At 72.4% G+C, this 24,527-nt stretch carries 20 protein-coding genes; 13 read left to right on the plus strand and 7 right to left on the minus strand.

Features of this window, described 5'->3' with window-relative positions; all coding sequences use genetic code 11:
* Positions 1-56: 56 nt before the first annotated feature.
* Complete coding sequence (gene greA, locus AMK18_RS11950) at positions 57-554, minus strand: transcription elongation factor GreA (RefSeq protein ID WP_073862756.1); 498 nt, start codon at positions 552-554, stop codon at positions 57-59.
* Positions 555-737: 183 nt separating this feature from the next.
* The gene (locus AMK18_RS11955; RefSeq protein WP_018101004.1) at positions 738-1,154 is read right to left on the minus strand and encodes a DUF4307 domain-containing protein; all 417 of its coding nucleotides are present in this window, start codon (positions 1,152-1,154) and stop codon (positions 738-740) included.
* A gap of 97 nt (positions 1,155-1,251) precedes the next feature.
* On the opposite strand from AMK18_RS11955, the gene mca reads away from it, so the two are divergent.
* Both mca and AMK18_RS11965 read left to right on the plus strand, forming a co-directional pair.
* Positions 1,252-2,133, plus strand: a complete 882-nt coding sequence (mca, locus tag AMK18_RS11960; protein ID WP_026171245.1) for a mycothiol conjugate amidase Mca — start codon at positions 1,252-1,254, stop codon at positions 2,131-2,133.
* Between the two features lies 1 nt (position 2,134).
* Complete coding sequence (locus tag AMK18_RS11965) at positions 2,135-2,362, plus strand: hypothetical protein (protein WP_018101002.1); 228 nt, start codon at positions 2,135-2,137, stop codon at positions 2,360-2,362.
* 53 nt (positions 2,363-2,415) lie between these two features.
* Here the strand turns inward: AMK18_RS11965 and AMK18_RS11970 are convergent, their stop codons facing one another.
* Positions 2,416-5,595, minus strand: a complete 3,180-nt coding sequence (locus AMK18_RS11970) for a tetratricopeptide repeat protein (protein ID WP_018101001.1) — start codon at positions 5,593-5,595, stop codon at positions 2,416-2,418.
* Between the two features lie 419 nt (positions 5,596-6,014).
* Between AMK18_RS11970 and AMK18_RS11975 the strand changes: the two genes are divergently transcribed.
* From AMK18_RS11975 to AMK18_RS11985, 3 genes are all read left to right on the plus strand, one after another.
* Complete coding sequence (locus tag AMK18_RS11975) at positions 6,015-7,772, plus strand: ABC transporter ATP-binding protein (protein ID WP_241836548.1); 1,758 nt, start codon at positions 6,015-6,017, stop codon at positions 7,770-7,772.
* A complete protein-coding gene (locus AMK18_RS11980) occupies positions 7,769-9,541 on the plus strand; it encodes an ABC transporter ATP-binding protein (protein WP_073862758.1) in 1,773 nt (590 codons plus the stop codon). Before AMK18_RS11975 ends, AMK18_RS11980 begins: the two co-directional genes overlap by 4 nt.
* Before the next feature lie 72 nt (positions 9,542-9,613).
* On the plus strand, positions 9,614-11,641 hold the full coding sequence (locus AMK18_RS11985) for a thioredoxin domain-containing protein (RefSeq protein ID WP_073862759.1): 2,028 nt from the start codon (positions 9,614-9,616) through the stop codon (positions 11,639-11,641).
* A 51-nt stretch (positions 11,642-11,692) separates the two neighbouring features.
* Here the strand turns inward: AMK18_RS11985 and trhA are convergent, their stop codons facing one another.
* Entirely contained in the window at positions 11,693-12,391 is a 699-nt protein-coding gene (gene trhA / locus AMK18_RS11990; protein ID WP_018100997.1) for a PAQR family membrane homeostasis protein TrhA, read from the minus strand.
* A gap of 229 nt (positions 12,392-12,620) precedes the next feature.
* Between trhA and AMK18_RS11995 the strand changes: the two genes are divergently transcribed.
* From AMK18_RS11995 to AMK18_RS12005, 3 genes are all read left to right on the plus strand, one after another.
* A complete protein-coding gene (locus tag AMK18_RS11995) occupies positions 12,621-14,447 on the plus strand; it encodes a phosphoenolpyruvate carboxykinase (GTP) (protein ID WP_073862760.1) in 1,827 nt (608 codons plus the stop codon).
* Positions 14,448-14,623: 176 nt separating this feature from the next.
* On the plus strand, positions 14,624-15,136 hold the full coding sequence (locus AMK18_RS12000) for a hypothetical protein (RefSeq protein ID WP_073862761.1): 513 nt from the start codon (positions 14,624-14,626) through the stop codon (positions 15,134-15,136).
* 100 nt (positions 15,137-15,236) lie between these two features.
* Positions 15,237-17,369 carry a DUF7927 domain-containing protein gene (locus AMK18_RS12005; RefSeq protein ID WP_143202268.1) on the plus strand — a complete coding sequence of 711 codons (2,133 nt, stop codon included), beginning with the start codon at positions 15,237-15,239 and terminating at the stop codon, positions 17,367-17,369.
* A 71-nt stretch (positions 17,370-17,440) separates the two neighbouring features.
* On the opposite strand, the gene AMK18_RS12010 is transcribed toward AMK18_RS12005, so the two are convergent.
* The 3 genes from AMK18_RS12010 to AMK18_RS12020 all read right to left on the minus strand — a co-directional run bounded on the left by AMK18_RS12010 (position 17,441) and on the right by AMK18_RS12020 (position 20,201).
* Positions 17,441-17,836 carry an SCO4983 family protein gene (locus tag AMK18_RS12010; RefSeq protein ID WP_018100994.1) on the minus strand — a complete coding sequence of 132 codons (396 nt, stop codon included), beginning with the start codon at positions 17,834-17,836 and terminating at the stop codon, positions 17,441-17,443.
* 90 nt (positions 17,837-17,926) lie between these two features.
* Positions 17,927-19,138 (minus strand): pyridoxal phosphate-dependent aminotransferase, encoded by a 1,212-nt coding sequence (locus AMK18_RS12015; RefSeq protein ID WP_073862762.1) that lies wholly within the window; start codon positions 19,136-19,138, stop codon positions 17,927-17,929.
* A 226-nt stretch (positions 19,139-19,364) separates the two neighbouring features.
* Positions 19,365-20,201, minus strand: a complete 837-nt coding sequence (locus tag AMK18_RS12020) for an arylamine N-acetyltransferase family protein (RefSeq protein ID WP_018100992.1) — start codon at positions 20,199-20,201, stop codon at positions 19,365-19,367.
* A gap of 143 nt (positions 20,202-20,344) precedes the next feature.
* On the opposite strand from AMK18_RS12020, the gene AMK18_RS12025 reads away from it, so the two are divergent.
* The 5 genes from AMK18_RS12025 (at position 20,345) to AMK18_RS12045 (ending at position 24,508) form a co-directional block, all read left to right on the plus strand.
* A complete protein-coding gene (locus tag AMK18_RS12025; protein ID WP_073862764.1) occupies positions 20,345-20,668 on the plus strand; it encodes a hypothetical protein in 324 nt (107 codons plus the stop codon).
* A 131-nt stretch (positions 20,669-20,799) separates the two neighbouring features.
* Positions 20,800-21,639: a CPBP family intramembrane glutamic endopeptidase gene (locus AMK18_RS12030; RefSeq protein WP_073862765.1), complete on the plus strand. Its 840-nt coding sequence runs from the start codon at positions 20,800-20,802 to the stop codon at positions 21,637-21,639.
* 35 nt (positions 21,640-21,674) lie between these two features.
* Positions 21,675-22,826 (plus strand): sensor histidine kinase, encoded by a 1,152-nt coding sequence (locus tag AMK18_RS12035; RefSeq protein WP_073862766.1) that lies wholly within the window; start codon positions 21,675-21,677, stop codon positions 22,824-22,826.
* Positions 22,823-23,482, plus strand: coding sequence for a response regulator (locus AMK18_RS12040; protein WP_073862767.1), 660 nt, complete (start codon positions 22,823-22,825; stop codon positions 23,480-23,482). Before AMK18_RS12035 ends, AMK18_RS12040 begins: the two co-directional genes overlap by 4 nt.
* A gap of 126 nt (positions 23,483-23,608) precedes the next feature.
* A complete protein-coding gene (locus tag AMK18_RS12045; RefSeq protein ID WP_073862769.1) occupies positions 23,609-24,508 on the plus strand; it encodes a S1 family peptidase in 900 nt (299 codons plus the stop codon).
* Positions 24,509-24,527 lie beyond the last annotated feature (19 nt).

The raw sequence follows: 24,527 nt of genomic DNA on the forward strand, positions 1-24,527 counted from the left end.
CCGGACACGGAGGAGCCCCGGCCGCATGGTGCGGCCGGGGCTCTCTCACGTACGGATCAGCCGGTGTACGGCTTCGCCGACAGGATCTTCACCGTGGCGGTCCTGCCGTTCGGCAGCTCGTAGTCGGCGTTGTCGCCGGTCTTCTTGCCGTTCACGCCCACGCCGAGCGGCGACTGCGGGGAGTACGTCTCGATGTCCGCGCTCGCGTACTCACGGGAGGCCAGAAGGAAGGTCATCGTGTCGTCCTCGTCGCCGTCGAAGGCGATCGTCACGACCATGCCGGGCTCGACCACGCCGTCGTCGGCCGGCGCCTCGCCGACCTTCGCGTGTTCGAGGAGCTGGGTCAGCTGGCGCACCCGGAGCTCCATCTTGCCCTGCTCCTCCTTGGCCGCGTGGTACCCGCCGTTCTCGCGCAGGTCCCCCTCCTCACGGGCCGCCGCGATCTTGACGGCGATCTCCGTGCGCGCGGGACCAGACAGGTACTCCAGCTCGGCCTTGAGCTGGTTGTACGCCTCCTGCGTGAGCCAGGTGACGTTTTCGCTGGTCTGGGTCACAGGGTGCTCCTCGTCGGTACTGGGAATACAAAGCAACGCCCTACCCGCAAGCATGCGCTGCTACGGGTGGGCGAAACCACGAGCCTAACAATTCACCGGGAAAAGGGGGAGAAGGTAAAAGTCCCGACCGTGGAAACCGCAGGTCAGGGCCGGTCAAATGGGGTTACGACGGGCGTGCTGCGGTCAACTCGACGCCCCGCCGTCCTCCGTGCAGCCCAGCAGCTCGACGGCGGTCGCCCGGGACGTGGTCCGCAGGGTCAGGATCCTGTCGATCCGGTCGCTGTCGTCATCGAAGCGGAAGTCCTTGCGGGCGACCTCCGTGCCGTTCTCGCTGAGCGAGCGGAGGGTGCAGTAGCCCCGGTCGTCCCGGCCCTTGCGGACCTCCAGGTGCACCTCGACGCGTTCGTCCGAGGTGACCTTGAACTTGATCATCTCGGCGCTGAGGCCCTTGCCGCCCACGTAGTCGTAGCCGATCCAGCCGACCACGCCCAGCAGGACCGCGCCGAGCACCGCGCCGATGATCTTGAGCTTGCGGTCCGCGCGCTGGTCCGCGGAGCGGCCGTAGCGGTTCTCGGGAAGCGCCTCGCGCACCGCCGTCATGATCGTTCCTCCCGTGCCGGGGATCGAGGAATTTTCCACCCCCCGGTTCGGTCACTATAGAAGTCGCACATCGCGACCAATCACTGAGGATCGAGTCTTGACTGAGCAGCTTCGACTGATGGCCGTACACGCTCACCCCGACGACGAGTCGAGCAAGGGCGCGGCCACCATGGCCAAGTATGTGTCCGAGGGGGTGGACGTGCTGGTCGTGACCTGCACGGGAGGCGAGCGCGGCTCCATCCTCAACCCGAAACTCCAGGGCGACGCGTACATCGAGGAGAACATCCACGAGGTGCGCCGCAAGGAGATGGACGAGGCCCGGGAGATCCTGGGCGTGAAGCAGGAGTGGCTCGGCTTCGTGGACTCGGGCCTGCCCGAGGGCGACCCGCTGCCCCCGCTCCCCGAGGGCTGCTTCGCCCTGGAGGACGAGACCGTCGCCGCCGGCCGCCTCGTCGCGAAGATCCGCGCGTTCCGGCCGCAGGTCATCACCACGTACGACGAGAACGGGGGCTACCCGCACCCCGACCACATCATGACCCACACCATCTCGATGATCGCCTTCGAGGGCGCGGCGGACACCGAGAAGTTCCCCGAGGCGGAGTTCGGCCCCGCCTGGGCGCCGCAGAAGCTCTACTACAACCAGGGCTTCAACCGGCCGCGCACCGTCGCCCTGCACGAGGCGCTGCTCGCCCGCGGCATGGAGTCGCCGTACGGGGAGTGGCTGGAGCGGTGGAAGGAGTTCGGGCGCGCCGAGCGCACCCTGACCACGCACGTTCCGTGCGCGGACTTCTTCGAGATCCGGGACAAGGCGCTGATCGCGCACGCCACGCAGATCGATCCGGACGGCGGCTGGTTCCGCGTCCCGATGGACATCCAGCGGGAGGTCTGGCCGACCGAGGAGTACGAGCTGGCGAAGTCTCTGGTCGATACCTCCCTCCCCGAGAGCGACCTCTTCGCGGGCATCCGCGACAATGCCTGATATGTACGCGACTCAGGCACTGACGAACCTCGTCCCGCTCGCCGAGGAACTCGACAAGAACAAGGTGACCCCCGGGGTCCTCGGCTTCATCGTCTTCGCGGCGCTCGCCGTGGGCGTGTGGGCGCTCATGAAGTCGATGAACCGGCACATGGGGCGGGTGAACTTCGAGGAGACCCCGGACCCGGCGGCCGAGGAGTCGGCCGAGCCGGTGTCCGCGAAGCGGAAGTAGGACGGCGGGGCGCGCGCTTGGCTGCGCCCCGCCTGCCGTTGATGGTGCGGAGATCAGACCCTTACGCCCATGATCTCCCGGGTCCGTCGGGACGGCGTCAGGTGCAGTGACCACGCCTGCCAGCCCGTTTCCAGGTCCGCGCCCCGGTCCAGGATCACCCGGTAGGTGTCCGCGCACTCGTCCACCTTGCGGTCCCTGGCCGGGTGGCCGGACGCGCGGAGCTCGGCCAGCTCCTGCTGGGCGACGACCGTGCCCACCTCGGCGCCGCCCGGCGAGGCGTACGGCAGCAGCGTGCACCGCAGGAAGCGCGCCCAGTCCGCGCCGCGCGCGTCCCCGTACGACTCGAACAGGGCGACCGCCTCGTCGCACAGCCCGAGGGCCTGGGGCGTCCGCTGGTTGCCCGCGTCGATCAGCGCGAGGTCCAGGCAGGTCCACGCCTCGCCGTGGGCGACCCCGATGCGCCGGAAGTCCGCCCGCGCGTCGGCCAGCAGCTGGCGGGCGAAGCCGGAATTGCGCAGGTTGCCCGTCTGGGCGGCCCGCTGGTCCCGGGTGACGCGCCCCGAGTGGTGCCGGGCGCACGCGAGACCGTAGACGTCGCGCATCCGCGAGAACATCGTCCGGGCCCGCTCCAGGTGCCGTACGGCCTCCACCGTGTCGCCGGTCTCCTCCAGCGCCTGGCCCAGGTAGTACAGGGTCCACGCCTCGCCGCGCGCATCCTCGTTGTCCCGGTGCCGGGTCAGGGCCGCGGCCAGCTGCTCGACCGCCGCGCCCGGCTCGCCGTCCAGCAGCCGGGCCCGGGCCAGCTGGGTCGTCGCCCACGCCACACCGCGCTCGTCCCGGGTCCGCCCGTACAGATCGAGGGCGGCGCGCAGGGCGGTCTCGGCCTCCTCCACCTCGCCCAGACGCAGCCGGACCTGGCCCGACTGGAACCGGGTCCACGCCTCGCCGTGCAGCGACTCGCCCTCGCGGTGCAGGGTGAGCGCGGTGTCCAGGAGGGTCACCGCCTCGGCCAGGTTGCCCCGGTCGCGTTCGACGGCGGCCAGCGCGTGCAGCGACCAGGCCCGGTCCGCGTCCTGCCCCGCGGCGAGCTGGAGCTCCATCGCCTCGCGGAGCCGGGCCGCCGCCTCGGTCAGGTTGCCCTGGTGGTGCAGCGTGATGCCGAGGGAGCACAGCGCCAACGCCGTACCGGCGTCGTTCTGCGCCTCGCGGTACAGGCCGACGACGGAGGACAGCGTGGTGCGGGCCTTGTCCAGCTCGCCGAGCTGCCGGGCCGCGATGCCCGTACGCCACCGCACCGAGCGTTCGAGGAGGCCCTGGTCGACCGCCTGGGACAGCTCGCTGATCTCGCCCAGCCGGTACAGGTCGCCGCGCAGCAGGCAGTAGTCGCAGAGCGCGCCGAGCAGGGCGAGGACCGCCGCCTGGTCGACGCCCTCCGCGTGCCGCAGGGCGGAGGTGATGAAGCTCGACTCGTCGTCCAGCCAGCGCAGGGCCGCGTCCAGCGAGCTGAAGCCGTGCGAGCCGAACTGACCGGCCCGGGTCGACATCTTGCCGTCCACCATCCGGATCACCGCACCGGCCAGCTCCGCGTAGTTCGCGATCAGCCGCTCCTGCGCGGCGGCGCGCTCCGCCGGTTCCTCCTCGTCCAGCAGCCGGGCCAGGGCGAAGCCGCGTACCAGGTCGTGCAGCCGGTAGCGGGAGCCGCGTACGTGGTCGAGCAGCCCGGCCCCGGACAGGGCCGTCAGCAGCCGCCCGGCCTCCTGCTCGTCGGCGGAGAGCAGCGCCGCGGCCGCCGCAGCGCCCAGGCTCGCCCGGCCCGCCAGCGCGAGCCGCCGCAGCAGCCGCCTGGCCTGCTCGGACTGGTCGGTGTAGCGCAGCCACAGGGCCCGCTCGACGGGCGGCACCGGGCCGTACGCGGCCAGGTCCGCGGCCAGCACGTCCGCCGTACGCGCCCCGAGCGCGGAACCGGCGACGCGCAGGGCCAGCGGCAGCCCCCCGCACAGCTCGGTGATCGCCTCGCTCGACGGATAGTCGTACGGACCCGGCTCGGCCTCCTGCGAGACCCCGCGCAGCAGCTCCTCCGCGCCGCCCGGATCGAGGGCCCCGACCTCCAGCCGGTGCACCCAGGCGGGCAGCGAGTCCGGCAGGTCCAGCGGCTCGCGGGCGGTGACCAGGACCAGGCTGTCGGAGCGTTCCGGGATCAGCGTCGCGACCTGCTCCGCGTCCCGGGCGTCGTCCAGGACGATCGTCACGGCCGTGCCCGTCAGATGCTGGTGGTACAGCTCGCTGAGCCGCCGCACCTGCTGCTCGGCGGACGCGCTGTCCCGGAACAGCAGCTGCTCGCGGGGCGCGCCCAGCCGGTTCAGCAGATGCAGCAGCGCGTCCCGGGTCGGCAGCGGTGCCTCGCCCTCCGCGTCGCCCCGCAGGTCCACCACGCACGCGCCCTTGAACTGGTCCTTCAACTCGTGCGCCGCGCGTACGGCGAGCGTGGTGCGCCCGGCGCCCGGGGGGCCGTGCAGCACGACGACGGTCGGCTTCGTCTCGGTCGACGCGCGGGCCGCGTGCACCCACTGGCCGATGCGGGCCAGCTCGCCCCGCCGCCCCGCGAACAGCCCGTCGGCCGCCGGGAGATGGCCGAACGACTGCTCAAGCAGCGACCGCATCCGCGCGGCCGCGCTGCGGTCCCCGCCGCGCAGCGGGGTGCGCGCCTTGGCGGCGGCCTTCTTCGCCGGGGCGCGGGTGGTGGCGGTGAGCATCCGCTGCTGGTCGAGGAACGGGCGTATGCCCCGTACGTCCAGGGCGGCCAGCCATTGCAGCCGCAGCTGCTCCGGACTCGCGCCCGCCGGGGCGGCCGGCCGGTGCGAGGAGGTGGCCTTGGCGACCGTCGCGGTGGCCCCCGCCACGGCGACGACCGCGCCCGCGCCGAGCGCGAGACCGGACGCGGTGCCGAGCGCCACGTCGGCGCCGAAGGCCGCGGCGGCGGCGACCCCGGTGACCAGCAACGGCGTCGCCATGCTCTCCCGGCGGAAGCGCTGCCCGCCCGCCGCCGCGTCGAGCGCCTGCACATACGCCGCGTACTCCTCCGCCGCGCCCTCCGCGATGGTGTCGAGGGCGGCCCGCGCCCGGGTCAGCAGGACGGACGGGTCGGTCCGTCCGCCGCTGCGCCGTGCCTCTTCCTCCACCGCCCGTACCAACAGCCGTTCCGCGTCGGCCCGGTGGCCGTCCCGCATCAGCATCTGTGTCCCCCTCAGGCTCCGCTGGTCGCGAGGTCCAGTGTCCTGCGTACGGCGCGTCTGCGCGAGGGAGGGGAGCGGCCCACCGGTCGGGAACGCCTTTAGGGCGATGGGGTGTTGGGTCGCTGTGGGCCTGGACAAGCCACCGCTCGCCGAACTCCGTTCTGCTGACCGGGAGTCGATCCCGGTGGGCGTTACCGGAAAAGTTCTCAAGCGCAGGCTCCGCGAGGCGTATGCTGCCGCGGCCGTCCACAGGTGTTGACCGCACCGCAGCGCCGCAGAAGCACTGACCGAGCAGGAGAAAGAGCGATGTCAAGCACCCAGGGGCAGGCATGACTACGGGTACGGGCCGCCCCGCGGCCCCGGCGAAGCAGCGGGTGTTGCCCGCTCTCGTCCGGTACTCCTTTGCGGAGGCCCCGGCCGTGAGTACCCTGACCGTGCTCACGGCCGTGCTGGCCGGCGCCGCGCCGGTCGGTATCACCGTCGCGATCGGTGAACTCGTGGACGGTCTCACCTCGGCGGCCGGCAAGGGCACGAGCGGTTCGGTGGCGGACGACTGCTACCGCTGGGTCGCGGTCATCGTCGTGCTGTTCCTCGTCACCCACCTCACCGAGTCGGCACGCAGCGCGCTGGGCCGGGCGCTCGGCCGCCGGGTCACCGGGCGGCTGGGCGAGCGGGTGATGGGGGCGGCCTCGGAGCCGACGACCGTCGGTCACCTGGAGGATTCCGCCTACCTCGGCCGGATCAGCCGGGCCCGGGGCGCCGGGACCATCGACATGCCCCCGGGGGAGGCCGTCTTCGGCTACTCCACCCGGTCCACCCTGTGGGTGACCGCGATCGGTTCCGCCGCGCTGCTCACCGGGGTCGCCTGGTGGCTGGGGCCGATCGTCTTCGTCGTGTTCACCCTGCTCCACTCCCGGCTGGTCCGGAACTACCGCAAAGCCGTGGTCGAGACGGTGAACCAGACGACGGAACTGCGCCGTACGTCCTACCTGCGGGACGTGCCGATCACCCCCGGAGCCGCCCGGGAGGTGCGGCTGTTCGGCCTGGCCGGGTTCTTCCGCGACGCGTACCAGGCGGAGTGGCGTACGAACATGGCGGGCGTCTGGCGGCGACGGCGGGAGCACGACCTGTTCGTGGTGGTGGTCGTGCTGCTCACCGGCGCCGCCGTCGCCTCGGTCTTCTGCTACCTGGCGTACCGGGCCGCGACCCGCGCCGACGGGACGACCGTGGGTGATCTGGCGATCGGCGGCCTGGCCGTGCGGGCGCTGATGCAGGTGCTGCGGGCGGACGACGATGATCTGCGTATGGGCTTCGGAGGGAAGGCCGCGGCCGAGGCGCTGTCCTTCCCCGCAGCAGAACCCGCCACGGAACCGGCCGTTGCATCGGCCGTCGCCCCGGCGGCCTCCGGGGCCCTCACCTGCGCGGGCCTGCGGTTCTCCTACGGCGGCGGCGCGGGCGAGGTGCTGCACGGCATCGACCTCACCGTGCCCGCCGGACAGTCGCTCGCCGTCGTCGGCCTCAATGGCGCGGGCAAGACCACACTGGCCCGCCTCATCGCCGGACTGGACGCTCCGAGCGGGGGCTCGCTCAACGTCGCCGGGGTGCCGGTCGACGACGCGGGGCGTCGCGGCTGGCAGCGCCAAGTCGTCGCGGTGTTCCAGGACTTCGGCCGTTACGAGTTGACCGTGCGCGACAACATCGCGTTCGGCTCGCTGGCCCACGCGGACGACGAGGACGGACTGCGCGCCGTGGCACGACAGGCCGGACTGCTGGACTTCATCGAGCGGCTCCCCGACGGCTGGGACACGGTGATGTCCAGCGGTTACGCGGGCGGGGTCGATGCGTCGGGCGGCGAATGGCAGCGCATCGCCATCGCCCGGGCGCTGTTCGGCCTGCGCCACGGCGCACAGCTGCTGATCATGGACGAACCGGCCGCCAGCCTGGACCCCCGCGCGGAGGCCCGGCTCTACGACACGTTCCACGAGCTCACCGCGGGGGCCACCACCATCGCCATCTCGCACCGGTTCGCCACCGTGCGCAAAGCGGAGCGGGTGGTCGTGCTCGACGGCGGCCGGATCATCGAAGACGGCACCCACGAGGACCTGCTGGCCGCCGACGGCCGGTACGCGGAGCTGTTCCGCCTGCAGGCCAAGCGCTTTGAGGAGGTGGCGTCTTGATCGGCGCGCTGCGGTTCGTCCTGGCGATCGGACCCCGTACGGACCGGATCCGGTCCCTGCTCGTGGTGGCGGTGGCCCTGCTCGAACCGGCCACCGGGGTGGGCCTGGCCGTGCTGCTCGGCCTCTTCAGCGAGGTGGCGACCCGTCACTCGACGGACGGCCTGCTGCTCCTGACGCTCGCCGCGGCGATATTCGTGATGCTCACCCAGGGCACGTTCATCGCCGGGTACTTCACCCGGCTGCGGCTTCAGGAGGAGATCCAGAACCGGATCGAGCTGCGGTTCATCGACGTGGTCGGTACGACGCCGACGCTGGAGGTCTACGAGCGTCCGAGCCGTTCCGACAAGGCGGCCACGGCCCGGGCCACCCGCGGTGAGATCGGACCGGCCTTCGACCGGCTGCTCTGGCTGACCGGAGCCGCGCTGGCGCTGATCGCCTCGGCGGTGCTGATGGCGTCGGTCGTCCCGGTCCTCGCGGTGCTGCCGCTCTTCGCCGTCCCCACCGTGCTGGCCACCAAGGCCGCGGACAAGCGGCGCGGCGAGGCCGAAGAGCGGACCACGCCCGGCACCCGGCTGGCCGGGCACCTGTTCACGCTCGCCACCACCGCGGCACCCGGCCGGGAGACCCGCCTGTTCGGACTTGCGGGCGAACTGCGGCGCAGGCACCGCGCGCAGTGGGACGCCGCCGGCCGCGACATCGCCGCAACCGACGGGCGGGCCCGGGTGCGGGTCGCCCTGGCGTGGCTGCTCTTCGTGCTGGCCTACGCGGGCGCGATCGTCCTGATGGTGCGCGCCGCCCTGTCCGGCGACGCGTCGCTCGGCCTGGTCATCACCGCCGTCGCCGTCAGCAGCCAGATCACCGGACAGGTGCAGGGCCTGCTGAACCTGAGCTTCTGGACCCTGGAGTCGCTGCGGGCGACCCGGGTCTTCCTCGACGTGGTCGAGGACGCCGAAGCGGAGCGGGCGGCCGTCGTCCCGGCCACCCCGGCGGCGGTGCCGGACGCACTGCGCGACGGGATCACGCTGGAAGGCCTCACCTTCCAGTACTGGAACCGCGACCAGCCCTCCCTGGACGCCGTCGACCTCCGCCTCCCGGCCGGTGCGGTGGTCGCCCTGGTCGGCGAGAACGGCGCCGGGAAGTCCACCTTCGTCACCATGCTCTCCGGCTTCTACCGTCCCGACGCGGGGCGCGTCCTGGTGGACGGCACCGACCTCGCCCAGTTCTCCCCGGAGGAGTGGCGGGCCCGGACCACCGTGGCCTTCCAGGACCCGGTCCCGATCGAGATGTCCCTCCAGGACACTGTCGGACTGGGCCTGCTCGACCACCGCGACGACCCGGAACGCATCCTCGAAGCGCTGCGCACCGCGGGCGGCGACAGGCTCCTCTCCGGGCTCCCCGACGGCCTGGACACCCGGCTCGGCCGCACCTCGTGGGACGGCAAGGGCCTGTCGGGCGGCCAGTGGCAGACCCTCGCCAACGCCCGGGCCGCGATGCGGCGGACACCGCTGCTGCGGATCCTGGACGAGCCCTCCGCCAGTCTCGACGCCCGGTCCGAGGAGTGGCTGTTCCAGCAGTACGCCGAGATCGACCGCCTCGACGGCGGGGTGACCGTACTGGTCACCCACCGCTTCACCACCGCCCGCGCGGCCGACCTCATCGTCGTCCTGGACCACGGCCGGGTAGCCGAGGTCGGCACCCACGACAACCTCATCCAGGCCAACGGCCCCTACGCCGACCTGTACCGCCTACAGGCCCGCTACTTCGTCTGACCGACCAAGCGCTTCCGCCCCCGGCCCCTGTCGTACGTGGGCGTCCGGGGGCGCGTGCGCAAGGATGGCCCCATGGCCAACCGACTAGCGCAGAGCACCTCCCCGTACCTCCTGCAGCACGCCGACAACCCCGTCCACTGGTGGCCGTGGTCGCCCGAGGCGTTCGAGGAGGCCAGAAGGCGGAACGTTCCGGTGCTGCTCAGCGTCGGGTACTCGTCCTGTCACTGGTGTCACGTCATGGCGCACGAGTCGTTCGAGGACGAGGCGACCGCCGCGTACATGAACGAGCACTTCGTGTCCGTGAAGGTGGACCGTGAGGAACGGCCCGATGTGGACGCGGTGTACATGGAGGCGGTGCAGGCGGCCACCGGGCAGGGTGGGTGGCCGATGACCGTGTTTCTCACCGCGGACGCGGAGCCGTTCTACTTCGGGACCTACTTCCCGCCCGAGGCCCGGCACGGGATGCCCTCCTTCCGGCAGGTGCTCGAAGGGGTCGGCGCCGCCTGGGCCGACCGGCGCGACGAGGTCGGGGAGGTCGCGGGGCGGATCGTGCGGGACCTGTCCGAGAGGAGTCTCGCGCACGGCGGCGACGGGCCGCCCGGGGAGGCGGAGCTCGCGCAGGCGCTGCTCGGGCTGACCCGGGACTACGACGAGAAGCGGGGCGGGTTCGGCGGGGCGCCCAAGTTCCCGCCGTCCATGGCGCTGGAGTTCCTGCTGCGCCACCACGCCCGCACCGGCGCGGACGGCGCCCTTCAGATGGCCGCCGACACCTGCGCGGCGATGGCCCGGGGTGGGATCTACGACCAGCTCGGCGGCGGGTTCGCCCGGTATGCCGTGGACCGGGACTGGGTCGTCCCGCACTTCGAGAAGATGCTCTACGACAACGCGCTGCTCTGCCGCGTGTACGCCCACCTCTGGCGTTCCACCGGGTCCGAGCTCGCCCGGCGGGTGGCCCTGGAGACCGCCGACTTCATGGTGCGCGAGCTGCGGACGCCCGAGGGCGGATTCGCCTCCGCGCTCGACGCCGACAGCGAGGACGCGCACGGCAAGCACGTCGAGGGCGCGTACTACGTGTGGACGCCGGAGCAGCTGCGCGAGGTGCTGGGCGAGGAGGATGCCGCGTTCGCCGCCGCGCACTTCGGGGTGACCGAGGAGGGCACCTTCGAGGAGGGCTCCTCCGTTCTCCAGCTGCCCGGCGGCCCCGATGACCTCCGTGACCCCGACGACCCCCGCGCCGCCGCCGTACGCGCGCGGCTGCTCGCCGCCCGGGACGAGCGCCCGCGCCCCGGGCGCGACGACAAGATCGTCGCCGCCTGGAACGGGCTCGCCATCGCCGCGCTCGCGGAGACCGGCGCCTTCTTCGGCCGGCCCGACCTGGTCGAGCGCGCCACCGAGGCCGCCGATCTGCTGGTGCGGGTGCACATGGGCCCCGTCGCCCGGCTCGTGCGGACGTCGAAGGACGGGCGCGCCGGTGACCACGCCGGGGTCCTGGAGGACTACGGGGACGTCGCGGAGGGCTTCCTCGCGCTGGCCGGGGTCACCGGCGAGGGGGCCTGGCTGGAGTTCGCCGGATTCCTGCTGGACATCGTGCTCCAGCACTTCCGGGGCGAGGGCGGCCAGCTGTACGACACCGCGGACGACGCCGAGCGGCTGATCCGGCGCCCCCAGGACCCCACCGACAGCGCGACCCCGGCCGGCTGGACGGCCGCCGCCGGGGCGCTCCTCTCGTACGCCGCGCACACCGGCTCCGAGCCGCACCGCACCGCCGCCGAGGAGGCCCTGGGCGTCGTGAAGGCGCTGGGCCCGCGCGCCCCGCGCTTCATCGGCTGGGGGCTCGCGGTGGCCGAGGCGCTGCTCGACGGGCCGCGCGAGGTGGCCGTCGCCGGGCCGGTCGGCGGGGAGCTGCACCGTACGGCCCTGCTCGGGCGGGCGCCCGGTGCGGTCGTCGCGGCGGGGGAGTCGGGCGGGGCGGAGTTCCCGCTGCTGGCCGACCGGCCGAAGGCGGACGGCGCGCCGACCGCGTACGTCTGCCGGCACTTCGTCTGCGACGCCCCGACGACGGACCCGGAGACGCTGGCCCGCGCGCTCGGCGGGGCGTGAGACCTGTGCGGGGCGCCCCCGGGGCGCCCCGCACAAGCCCCCGCGAAGACGTCAGCTGTGGGTGTACGCCACCAGCGAGATGCCCACGTAATGCACCACGAACGCGGCCAGCGTCAGCGAGTGGAACACCTCGTGGAAGCCGAACCAGCGCGGTGACGGGTTCGGCCGCTTGATGCCGTAGATGACACCGCCCGCGCTGTAGAGCACGCCGCCGACGACCACCAGGACCAGCACCGCGATCCCGCCGGTCCGCATGAAGTCGGGCAGGAAGAAGACCGCCGCCCAGCCCATCGCGATGTAGCACGGCGTGTACAGCCAGCGCGGGGCGCCGACCCAGAAGACCCGGAAGGCTATGCCGGCGAGCGCCGCCGCCCACACCGCCCACAGCAGCGGGGTCCCGGTGGACTCGGGCAGCAGGAGCAGGGTCAGCGGGGTGTACGTCCCCGCGATGATCAGGAAGATGTTCGCGTGGTCGAGCCTGCGCAGGACGGCCTCGCCGCGCGGCCCCCACGTCCCCCGGTGGTAGACCGCGCTCACGCCGAAGAGCAGGCACGCCGTCAGGACGTAGATCGCACAGGCGATCCGCCCCCGGGTGCTGTCCGAGAGCGCGACGAGCACGATGCCCGCTATGACCACGGCGGGGAACATTCCGGCGTGCAGCCAGCCGCGCATCAGGGGCTTCAGCGGAGTGTCGGCGAGCGTGGCCGTGCGGGGGCCGGCGTTGTCGGGTGCGGCAGCGGCAGCAGTCATTCCCGCATCGTACCTACGGGCCCGTAGGTACCGGATATGGGCCGGAACCGAGTGTGCATGCTCACATGGGCGGCCCTCTGGACATATGGGCGCGAGGGTCGGATGATCAAATGAGTGCGGTCGGCACCGGATGAGCGCCAGGGGAATCGAAGGGGTACACGCATCCGGGTCGAGGCCCCCACGGGGCAGCAGGAGCACCAACCGAATACACCCTCATCAAGGAGCGATCGTGGCGCGCGACATCGCGGCTCCCCTCACTGTTCCCACCAACCACCAGGAGCTGATCTCCTGGGTGGACGAGATCGCAGCACTCACCGAGCCGGACCGGGTGGTCTGGTGCGACGGTTCCGAGGCCGAGTACGAGCGCCTGTGCGGGGAGCTCGTCGCCAAGGGCACCTTCACCAAGCTGGACGAGATCAAGCGCCCGAACTCCTACTACGCGGCCTCCGACCCCAGCGACGTCGCCCGCGTCGAGACCCGTACGTTCATCTGCTCCGAGAAGGAGGAGGACGCCGGTCCGACGAACCACTGGAAGGACCCCGCCGAGATGCGGGAGATCTTCACGGGTGAGCGGGGTGTCTTCCGCGGCTCGATGCGCGGCCGCACGATGTACGTCGTCCCGTTCTGCATGGGCCCGCTCGGGTCCCCGCTGTCCGCGATCGGCGTCGAGATCACCGACTCCGCGTACGTCGCCGTCTCGATGCGCACCATGACGCGCATGGGGCAGCCGGTGCTGGACGAGCTCGGCTCCGACGGCTTCTTCGTGAAGGCCGTCCACACCCTCGGTGCCCCCCTGGCGGAGGGCCAGGAGGACGTCCCCTGGCCCTGCAACGAGACCAAGTACATCTCGCACTTCCCGGAGGACCGCGAGATCTGGTCGTACGGCTCCGGCTACGGCGGCAACGCGCTGCTCGGCAAGAAGTGCTACGCGCTGCGCATCGCCTCCGTCATGGCCCGCGACGAGGGCTGGCTCGCGGAGCACATGCTGATCCTGAAGCTCACGCCGCCGCGCGGTGAGGCGAAGTATGTCGCCGCCGCGTTCCCGAGCGCCTGCGGCAAGACGAACCTCGCCATGCTGGAGCCCACGATCTCCGGCTGGACCGTCGAGACCATCGGCGACGACATCGCGTGGATGCGGTTCGGCGAGGACGGCCGGCTGTACGCGATCAACCCGGAGGCCGGGTTCTTCGGCGTCGCGCCCGGCACCGGCGAGCACACCAACGCCAACGCCATGAAGACGATGTGGGGCAACTCCGTCTTCACCAACGTCGCGCTCACCGACGACGGCGACGTCTGGTGGGAGGGCATGACCGAGGAGCCGCCCGCGCACCTCACGGACTGGAAGGGCAACGACTGGACCCCCGAGTCCGGGACGCCCGCCGCCCACCCCAACGCCCGCTTCACCGTCCCGGCCGGGCAGTGCCCGATCATCGCGCCCGAGTGGGAGGACCCGAAGGGCGTGCCGATCTCGGCCATCCTCTTCGGCGGCCGCCGCGCCTCCGCCGTCCCGCTGGTCACCGAGTCCTTCAACTGGCAGCACGGTGTCTTCCTCGGCGCCAACGTCGCCTCCGAGAAGACCGCCGCCGCCGAGGGCAAGGTCGGCGAGCTGCGCCGCGACCCGTTCGCCATGCTGCCGTTCTGCGGCTACAACATGGGCGACTACATGGGCCACTGGATCAAGGTCGGCGCGGACAAGCCGGACCAGTCGAAGCTGCCGAAGATCTACTACGTGAACTGGTTCCGTAAGAACGACGCGGGCAAGTTCGTCTGGCCCGGCTTCGGCGAGAACAGCCGCGTCCTGAAGTGGATCGTGGAGCGTCTGGAGGGGAAGGCGGAGGGCGTCGAGACGCCGATCGGCATCCTTCCCGCGAAGGGCTCCCTCGACACCGAGGGCCTGGACCTCGCCGAGGCGGACCTCGACTTCCTGCTGAAGGTCGACAAGGAGGTCTGGCGCGAGGAGGCGGCGCTGGTCCCCGAGCACCTCAACACCTTCGGCGAGCACACGCCGAAGGAGCTGTGGGACGAGTACCGCTCCCTGGTCGCGCGCCTGGGCTGAGTTCCCGCGTACGTACGCCGATGGCCCCCGAAGCCGCTTCGGGGGCCATCGGCCTGCTCAACGTGCCCTGTTCGTACCCGGGTTGTGATCCTTCAGAGCTGCAGGGGTGAGGCACCCGGCCGTACGGTTGAGCCGGTCGCGCCGCCGGTGCGCGGCAGCGGAGGGGGCCGCTCGGCATGCAGTATCCGCCGTACCCGAAAACGACGGAGGGCGGCCCGCCGCTCTTCCCCGGGCGCCGCATGGGCGGCATGTCGATCGCCCTGATCACCGTGGGCGGGCTGTTCGCCCTGGCTGCGGTGGGCGGGCTCGTCGTCATGATCCTGTTCGCCTACACGTACGGCGAGGTCCATGCGGACATGCGGTACCCGCACGACGATGTCACCGTCACCTCCTGCCGGATGGACGCGGAGACGCGCCGCCCCGTGGCGGGGGTGCGGATCACGAGTGAGGCGGCGCGGCGCGGGACGTACACCGTGCACCTCGTCTTCCGGGACCGCGCGGCCGGGAGCGGGAAGGACGCGGCCGCCGGGAAGCGCACCCTGGTCGTGGAGGACCTGGCGGTCGGCGCCACGGTGTCCGAGCGGGTCGTCGGGCCCACCGCGGTGCTGGGGCCGCCGGAGTGCGAGGCCGACGACGTGACGTTCCAGTCGACGGCCGGGGCCGCGACCGTGTCGCCGTCTGCCCCCTGAGTACTGCGCCCCCGCGGCCCGCGCCGCCATTCGGCCGCCGCTGCGGCGTGTCCCGGGTGGGCTGACCGAGCGTCATATCCCATTTTCTTATGTTTTTTTCATGCGCAAATATGAACGGTTGCTCCACGTTCCGGCCGTGGCGGCCACCGCCTGTGCGGGAACGGCGCTGGGGCTCCTGCTGACCACCGCCTCCGGTGTGGCCCAGTCCGCCGGCCCCACCTCCGACGCCGCACCCGCCGCCTCCTCGTCGGCCCGGGCGCTCGGCCAGTCCGTGCTGCTGGACGAGACCTTCACCGGCACCTCGGTCGCCGACCCCGGCTTCGTCCCCCTGGACACGGCCTGCCTGACCGGCGCGTCGGCCGAACCGCCGGCCGGGCAGTCGCAGACCGGTCCGTGCGACGACCCCGACACCCAGATGACCCCGCCCGTGCCCACCCCGGGCCAGACGCCGGGGTGGCTCCAGCTCACGGACCACGACTACTACCGGGTCGGCGGGATGCTCTACAACCGCCCGCTGCCCGGCAACGGCGGGCTCGACGTCACGTTCGAGCAGTACCAGTACGGGACCGGGGACGCCGGGGCCGACGGCATCGGCTTCTTCCTGGTCGACGGCTCGGTGGACCTCACCAAGGCCGGGGCCAACGGCGGCTCCCTCGGGTACGCCCAGCGCAACCTGGAACCCGGGGTCGACGGCGGCTACCTCGGCGTCGGGCTCGACGCGTACGGGAACTTCGCCAACGACGCGGAGCTGCGCGGCAACGGCTGCCCCGACGGCCAGAAGTCCCCGGTCACCAGCGGACTCCCGGTCCCCGACACCGTCACGCTGCGCGGTCCCGGGCAGGGCGACGACGGCTACTGCTTCCTGGACTCCACCATCGAGGCGGACGCCACCCAGTCGTCCGGCTTCCGCTCCACGCTGCCGGGCAGTCTGCGGGAGAAGGGCACCGACCCGCTCCCCGCCAAGCGCACCGTGCACATCACGGTCAGCCCGGACACCCGGCCGACCGTGGCCGTCGAGATCGACTTCAACGACGGCGCCGGCTTCCAGCCCGTGCTGTCCACGCAGATGACGGCCGACGCCCCGCCCACGTACAAGTTCGGCTTCTCCGGGTCGACCGGCGGCAGCATCGACACCCACCTCATCCGGGCGCTCGAAGCCAGCTCCGTGGACGAGCTCGACCAGCTGAACCTGGTCAAGACGGTGGCGCCCCCGGACAACGCGGCCACCGAGCCCTTCGAGGTCGGCGACACCGTGCACTACCAGTTCCTCGTCACCAACACCGGTACGTCGGAGCTCACCGACGTCCACGTCGAGGACCCGTCCGTCACCGACGTGACCTGCCCGTCCACCACGCTCGGCCCGATGGGGTCCGCGACCTCGTCCATGGTCTGCGAGGGCACCCACGTCCTGACCGAGGCCGACGTCGTCAACGACACCTTCACCAACACGGCCACCGCGCAGGGCACGGCGGGCGACAACGACGTGACGTCCAACGAGTCCTCCGCGTCCGTCCCCGTCGACAAGCTCGACCAGGTGCTGGACATCACCAAGACGGCCGCGCCGGCCCAGGCCGAGCCGGGCGACGCCCTCACCTACACCGTGACCGCCACCAACAGCGGTGAGACCACGCTGAGCCCCGCCCACCTCACCGACGACCTGTCCGGTGTCCTGGACGACGCCTCGCTCACCGCGGGGCCCACCGCGACCACCGGCACCGCGCAGGTGAACGGCGAGACGCTCGACTGGTCCGGCGAGCTGGCCCCCGGAGCCTCCGTGACCATCACCTACACGGTCACCGTGGACGACCCGGACGAGGGCGACGCGGTCCTGCGCAACGCCGTCACCTCGGACACGCCGGGCGCGCGCTGCACCACGGAAGGGGCGCCCGAGCTGCCCTGCACCACCGAGGTCCCGGTGACGAACCCGAGCCCCAGCCCGAGCCCGTCGCCCACGGACGACTGCCCGACGCCGACCCCGTCACCGTCGGACAGCACGAGCCCGTCGCCGAAGCCGACGCACACGCACACCCACGGACCGGGCCCGTCCTGGACCCCGGGTCCGCACCCGACGCACGACGGGGGCCACCACGGCGGGGGCGGCGGGCATGACGGAGGCGGCGGCATGGCCGACACCGGCAGCGCGGCGACCGGTGCGGGCATCGCGGCCGTGCTCCTGCTGCTGGCCGGCATCGTCACCGTACGGATGAAGTCCAGGCCGCGTGGCCGGCACTGATGGGCACGCGTGACAACTGAACATGGGTGGCACCCGGTCCACGCGCCTCTGCGGTGCGTGGACCGGGGCCGTCAGTGGGCGCCGACCGGCGTCCGGGCGTCGGCCGCGAGCGCCTCGGTGTGGGCGTCCATGCGCTCGGCCGAGAGGATCGCGACCGCTGTGTCGGCGCGCGAGGCCGCCACCACCAGAGCCCGGCCCGCGAGGGCGTGGGCGCGGCGGTGGAGGACGGGCGCGGGGGCGTCGCTCAGTCCGGCGTGCCGGACGGGCGGGGCGCCGCGCAGCCTGGCGACCTGACCGGCGATGCGGTCGCCCGCCTCGCCGAGACCCAGCTCGTCGGTGACCGCGAGCAGGGCGGCCAGGTGTCCGGCGAGCTGGATGTCCAGCTCCTCCTCGCGGGTGCGGTGCGGGAAGTCGCCGGCATGGTCGGCCGGTGTGTGGACCGATTTGGTGCGGATCGGTTCGTACATGGATGGCCTCCTGGTGGTGCTGTGAGAACCATCCTAGCTTGGATTCAGTCTAAAGTTGTTCGTCTTCGAGAAAAGCTTGAGCGAGATCCGCTAGACCTGGCTGTAGCCGTCCAGGAAGTGGGCGATCCGGCCGATCGCGTCGGTCAGATCCTCGGTCGAGGGCAGCGTCACCACGCGGAAGTGGTCGGGATCCGGCCAGTTGAACCCGGTGCCCTGCACCACCATGATCTTCTCGGCCCGCAGCAGGTCCAGGACCATCTGCCGGTCGTCCTTGATCTTGTAGACCTTGGGGTCGAGCCGGGGGAAGAGGTACAGCGCGCCCTTGGGCTTCACGCAGGTCACGCCCGGGATCTGCGTCAGCAGGTCGTACGCGACGTCGCGCTGCTCCAGGATGCGGCCGCCGGGCAGCACCAGGTCGTTGATCGACTGCCGGCCGCCGAGCGCGGCGGCCACCGCGTGCTGCGAGGGCATGTTGGCGCAGAGCCGCATGTTGGCCAGGATCGTCAGCCCCTCGATGTACGAGGAGGCGTGCGCCTTGGGGCCGCAGACGGCCATCCAGCCGGAGCGGTAGCCGGCGACCCGGTAGTTCTTCGACAGCCCGTTGAAGGTGAGGACCATCAGGTCCGGGGCGATCGTCGCGGTGGGGGTGTGCGTGGCGCCGTCGTACAGGATGCGGTCGTAGATCTCGTCGGAGCAGACGACCAGGTTGTGCCGGCGGGCGATCTCCGTGAGCGCGCGCAGCATCTCGTCGTCGTAGACGGCACCCGTCGGGTTGTTCGGGTTGATGATCACCATCGCCTTGGTGCGGTCGGTGATCTTCCGCTCGATGTCGGCGAGGTCCGGCATCCAGTCCGCCTGCTCGTCGCAGCGGTAGTGCACGGCCGTGCCGCCCGCCAGCGAGACCGAGGCCGTCCACAGCGGGTAGTCCGGGGCCGGGACCAGCACCTCGTCCCCGTCGTCGAGCAGCGCCTGCATCGACATCTGGATCAGCTCGGAGACGCCGTTGCCGAGGTAGATGTCCTCGACGTCCAGGTCGATGCCCTTGGTCTGGTAGTGCTGCATCACCGCCCGGCGCGCGGACAGCAGCCCCTTCGCGTCGCCGTAGCCGTGCGCCCCGGCGAGGTTGCGCAGGATGTCCTCGAGGATCTCGGGCGGGCACTCGAAGCCGAACGCGGCGGGGTTGCCGGTGTTCAGCTTGAGGATGCGATGCCCGGCCGCCTCCAGCCGCATCGCCTCCTCGAGCACGGGGCCGCGGATCTCGTAGCAGACGTTGGCGAGCTTCGTGGACTGGATGACCTGCATGTCAGCGAGCTTACGACTGTGTTTCACGGCCCGCCCGGGCTTTCGCCGCAGGTTGGTCCGCCCGGGCGCCGGTACGGCTCCGCCCGGGCTTTCATCGCCATGCGCCCGCCTCCCGCGAACCGTGGGAACGCCGGTCACGGGAGGCCCGGGGCTTGGAATGGGGTGGCGCGGCGGTGTGACGCACCGGAACGGGTGACATACGCCACGGAGTGGTGTGCGCCGGGGCTCACCCGGGAAGCCGCACGCCCTCCGGCAGGCGCAGCGCGAAGTCCTCCGCCAGGACGCGCGCCACCTCGTCGGCGTCCGCCAGCTCCCGCTCGCGCCGGTCGCCGCCGTCGTGCGGCGTCACCACGAGGGTGCGGCCGGAGAGCGACAGGTGGGCGTCCCGGGTGGTGCGCTGTACGTACAGCAGCCGGGAGAACGGCGAGCGCGGGTTGGTCGCGATGTGCCAGTTGATGACCTCGTAGTCGGGCGCCTCGAAGGGCTCCCGGGTGAACGCGTACTGCCCCGCCCACGCCCCGTCGCGCGTCCGGGCCCGCAGCTCCCACAGGTCCAGCGGCCCGTCGTGCGGCAGCCGGACGAGGCGGTGGTGGCGCGGGGAGTCGCGCAGCTCCGCGTCCGGGACCAGCGCGATGGGCTCCAGCAGCGCGCCGGACCCGCCGAAGCCGACGTCCGCGAGGTACGGGTCCGGCTCGCCCGCCACCCGGACCTCCATCAGCATGTGGGTGCGCGGCCGGACGTCCCCGGGGGCCGCGCCCAGCACCACGCGGGCGGCGAGCAGGGTGACGCCGAAGCCGAGGGCCCGGAGCGCGGCGGCGAACAGGGTGTTCTGCTCGTAGCAGTAGCCGCCGCGCCCGCCCCGTACGAGCTTCGCCTCCAGGTCGGGCAGGGCGAGCGAGGGGGCGGTGCCGAGGAGCGGGTCCAGATTCTCGAACGGGATGCCCAGTACGTGGGCCCGGTGCACGGAACGCAGCACGTCCGCGGTGGGGCGGCGGTCCCCGTCGTACCCGATCCGGGCGAGATAGGCGTCGAGGTCGAGGGCGTGGACGGCGTCGCGAGTCATGTCCCCGACGGTATGCGGGGGCGCCGCTCCGCCGCCTCCGCCCCGGGGCGGGGTGGCCCTGGTCCGCCGGCCCTGGTCCTCCCGGACCTCTGAAGTAGCTCAACAGCCGGATGCGCCGGGGTGCTCCGGGGGAGGGTCCGAACATGATCGGAAACGGGAAGAAGGACCTGGCCGTGATCGTGGTGCGGGACGCGGAGGCCGTGGCCGCCGTGCTGCGCGAGGAGCTGGGGCGGGCCCCGGACGCGGACCGTCCCGGCCTGGAGCGGGCCCTCGCGCTGGCCGAGGCGCAGGCCGGGGTCCCGGACGCGGAGCTGCGCGGGCGCTGGGCCGCGCGGCGGATCACGGCGGGCGGATACGACGGGCCGCTCGACGCGGTGGCGGCGGTCAAGGCGCTGCGGCAGGCCGAGCCGGGGCTGAGCCTGCGGCAGGCCGTGCAGCTGTCCCGGGAGGCGGCGGCGAAACCCTAGCCCGGCCCGCGTTGTCCCCCGTGCGAGCTACACGCAGGTGTCCCCCCAGCGGTGACGCTTTCGGCGCCGGACGTCCATAGCGTTCAGGGGCAGCCGCGGCAGGTCGCCGCGGGCGCGTCGAAGGGGGACTCATGAGAGTGGTGTGGCAACTTCTCGCCGTCGTGGCGGTCTGGGCGATCGGCGGTCAGTGCGTCAGCGCAGTGGACGGAAACCCATGGCTCACGCTCGTGACCGGCCTGGTGACGGCGGTGCTCGCCGTCGTCGCCTACCGGTGGGTGGTGGGGCGCACCGAGCGCCGCCCGGTCACCGAGCTGGCCCGGGAGGGCGCGCCGGCGGCCCTGGGGCGCGGTGCGCTCATCGGGGCGGTGCTGTTCACGGCGGTCATCGCGAACCTCGCCCTCCTCGGTGACTACGAAGTGGACGGCCTGGGGTCGGTCACGGGAGCGGTCGGGTTCGTCGGCTTCATGGCCGCTGCCGCCGTCACCGAGGAAGTGGTCTTCCGCGGCGTGCTGTTCCGGATCGTCGAGGAGCGCGCCGGGACCTGGATCGCGCTGACGTCGACCGGGTTGCTGTTCGGGCTGATGCACCTGGCCAACCCGGACGCCAACCTGTGGGGCGCGCTCGCCATCGCGATCGAGGCGGGCGGCATGCTCGGCGCCGCGTACGCCGCCACCCGCAGCCTGTGGCTGCCCATCGGCCTCCACTTCGCCTGGAACTTCGCCGCGGCGGGAATCTACGGCTCGGAGGTCTCGGGCAACGGCGCCTCGCGGGGACTTCTGGACTCGACGGCCACCGGCTCCGAGCTGGTCACCGGCGGCGACTTCGGGCCGGAGGCGAGTGTGTACGCGGTGCTGTTCGGGGTCCTCATGACGCTCGTGTTCCTGTGGCTGGCCCGCCGGCGGGGCCTTCTGGTGCCGCGTGGCGGACGGCGCACCGCCCCGGCCCCGGCCGCCACTACAGTGCCCCGGTGATCAGTCCTCGCGAAGTACCGGCTCGGTGGCGGCGGTTGGGCGCCGCCGTCCGGCGGCCGGCGCGGTGGCAGCGGCTCGACCCCGCCGTTCGCGATCTGCCGTTCGGGCTGCTGCTCCTCGCCCTGTCGCTCATTCCGGCCTTTCACCGGCACGGGACGCAGCTGGGCGCCGTGGCGGAGCGTCCGTTCGACGCGGTGGCCGCGGTGGCCGCCGCGCTGGAGAGCCTGTCGCTCGCCCTGCGGCGGCGGTGGCCGGTGATCTGCCTGGCCCTGGTCTCGCTGGGCTTCGCCGTCGACCAACTGGGCGGCTACCACATGGTCGCCGGGACCGCGCTGCCCTTCGCCGTGCTGAGCGCGGGGGCCCATCTGGACCGCCACCGCCGTGCCGTCGCGCTCGCCCTGACCGCCGCCTACCTGCCGCTGGCCTTCGCCCTGCACCGGTACGGCACGGAACCGGTGGACGAGTTCCTGACGTTCTACCTGGTGCTGGCCCTCGTCTGGGGCTTCGGAGCCTGGCTGCGCGCCACCCGGGCCGCCGAGGCCGACCGGCGGCTCCGGGTCGCGGAGGAGAGCCGTAACGCCGAACGGGCCCGGATCGCGCGGGAGTTGCACGACGTGGTGACCCATCACGTCACGGCGATGATCGTCCAGGCCGAGGCGGCCCGCTATCTGACCGCCGCGCCCGACCGGCTCGACGGCGCCCTGAGCAGCGTCACCGACACCGGGCGGCGGGCCGTCAACGACCTGCGCCACCTGCTCGACCTGCTCGACCCGGGCCACGGCGCCGGGGCCCGGGAGCCGTCCGCCGGCCGCATCCGGGGCCTGGTCGAGCAGGCGCGGCGGGCGGGCCAGGACGTGGACTTCAGCGAGGAGGGCGCTCCCGCCGAGTCCGCCGGGAGCGCCGAACTCGTGGCCTACCGTGTGGTCCAGGAGGCGCTGACGAACGCCCTCAAGCACGCCCACGGCGGCCGGACTTCGGTGCGCGTGCGGCACGGCGGAAGAGAGATCACCGTGGAGGTCGGCACGGACGGCTCCGGGGCGCGCGCCGCGGTGCCCCCGGGCAGCGGGCGGGGGCTGGCCGGGCTGCGCGAGCGGGTCGGCGTGCTCGGCGGCGAGTTCCGCGCGGAGCCCGGTCCGGACGGCGGTTTCGTCGTGCGGGCCCGCATACCCTCGGGGAGCGCGTCGTGACCGCACCGGCCCGCGTCCTCGTCTGCGACGACCAGGTGCTCGTCCGCACCGGCCTCGCCACGATCATCGACGCCCAGCCGGACCTGGAGGTGGCGGGCGAGTGCGGGGACGGGCGGACCGCCGTCGAGCTGGCCGGGCGGCTGCGCCCGGACGTCGTGGTGATGGACATCCGCATGCCCGAGCTCGACGGCATCGAGGCGACCCGGCTGCTGGCCGGGGCGGGCGTGGAGCGGCCCGCCAAGGTGCTCGTGGTGACCACCTTCAACCTGGACGCGTACGTGTACGAGGCGCTGCGCGCCGGAGCGAGCGGCTTCCTGCTGAAGGACGCCCCGCCCGCGCAGCTGCTGCACGGCATCCGGACCGTGCACGCGGGCCAGGCGCTGATCGACCCGGAGGTGACGCGCCGGCTGGTCGGCCGCTACGCCGCCCGCATCCGCCCCACCGGGGACACCTCCGCCGACATCCCGCTGACCCCGCGCGAACTGGAGGTGCTGCGCCTCATCGCGGACGGCTTCTCCAACAGCGAGATCGCGGCCGCGCTCGTGATCAGCCAGGAGACCGTGAAGACGTTCGTCTCGCGCATCCTCGCCAAGCTCGGGCTCCGCGACCGCGTCCAGGCGGTCGTCTACGCGTACCGGCACGGTCTGGTGACCTGAACGCGCGGCCGGAATCCGCCCCTTGTGCGCCCCCTCTTCGTACGCCAACATGCGCATGTCAAACCGAAGGAACTTCGGTCGCAGAGGCCAGTCGTGCTCTGTTCAGTCGCAAGAGGGGACCCCCACATGAAAAAGCCTCTCGTCGGTGCACTCTTCGCGGTACTGCTCCTCGGGGCGGGCATCGCACCCGCGACCGCGGCCACGAGCCACGGCGCGGCACCGGCCGGCACGGCCGGGGCCTCGGCCCCGTCCGGTCACACCGCGGTCAAGGCCGAGAAGGAGATACGGGCCAAGGCGGTCAACTTCGCCGGGACCGTGGCGCTCAGCAACTGCTCCGGCTCGGTCGTCCGCACGCCCTCCTCGCAGCCGGGCGACCCCGCCCTCGTGCTGTCCAACGGGCACTGCCTGGAGACCGGGTTCCCGGCCCCCGGCGCGGTCGTGTTCAACCGTTCGTCCACCCGCAGCTTCACCCTGCTCAACGCCTCCGGCAGCGGTGTCGGTACGGTCCGGGCGAGCAAGATCGCGTACGGGACGATGACGGACACCGACATCTCGGTGTACCAGCTCACCTCCACGTACGCGCAGATCGAGAGCCGTTACGGCATCAAGGCGCTGGAGCTCAGCACCACGCATCCCGTCGCGGGCACCGCGATCACCGTGGCGTCCGGGTACTGGAAGCGCCTGTACAGCTGCAACGTGGACGGCTTCGTCTACCGCCTCAAGGAGGGGAACTGGACCTGGAAGGACTCGGTCCGCTACACCTCCGCCTGCCAGACCATCGGCGGCACCTCCGGCTCGCCCGTGATCGACGACGCCACCGGCAAGGTGGTCGCCGTCAACAACACCGGCAACGAGGACGGCCAGCGCTGCACGGACAACAACCCGTGCGAGGTCGACGAGAGCGGGCAGGTGACGGTCCGCCAGGGCATCAACTACGCCCAGGAGACCTACGGCATCGCCGCCTGCATCGGCACCGGCAACGTCTTCGACCTGAACCGTGCGGGGTGCACGCTGCCCAAGCCGTGATCCGTCGTACGTGAGAAGG

The sequence above is a fragment of the Streptomyces sp. CB01249 genome (genome assembly GCF_001905735.1).
GTDB lineage: Bacteria > Actinomycetota > Actinomycetes > Streptomycetales > Streptomycetaceae > Streptomyces.